The 446-nt window shown below is 46.2% G+C and carries 1 protein-coding gene; it reads left to right on the top strand.

The window, feature by feature from the left end; all coding sequences use genetic code 11:
* Positions 1 to 69: 69 nt before the first annotated feature.
* On the top strand, positions 70 to 446 hold a 377-nt coding region (locus J5M71_RS28505), incomplete at its 3' end, for a RelA/SpoT domain-containing protein (protein ID WP_207839011.1).

A 446-nucleotide genomic window follows, 5' to 3' on the forward strand; every position in this document is an offset into this window, starting at 1 on the left:
TCGTACGACGTACGAAGCTACCAGGGAGAAATATGTTGGGTTCGCGAAAGATCTGTTGGCGAGAATGCAATGAGTGACGTTCTCCTGGGCGACGAGACCTTTGGTCTCATTCTTGAGCGCTACAAAGGAGATTATGGTGATTTGGATATGTGGCGCCGTCATATTGTTGATTTTTTTAGCCTGCATCCTAAGGCCGCGCCTCACGTTCACTCCGTTAAGTCGCGACTTAAAGATCCTGCTCATCTCAAGGAGAAGATTGTTAGGAAATGGGATCCTAGTAATCCGATAACGCCTGATAATCTACTTTCGAGAATTACCGATTTGGTTGGCGTCCGTGTTTTGCTTTTGCACCAGCAGAAATTCGAGGAAATTAAGAAGGCGATCGATTTTAGATTGTCGAAAAAGGAGTGGATTTTGGTTGAGTCGCCGAAGGCATACACGTGGGA

The sequence above is a fragment of the Pseudomonas sp. 43(2021) genome (assembly GCF_017490805.1).
In the GTDB taxonomy this organism is placed as follows: domain Bacteria; phylum Pseudomonadota; class Gammaproteobacteria; order Pseudomonadales; family Pseudomonadaceae; genus Aquipseudomonas.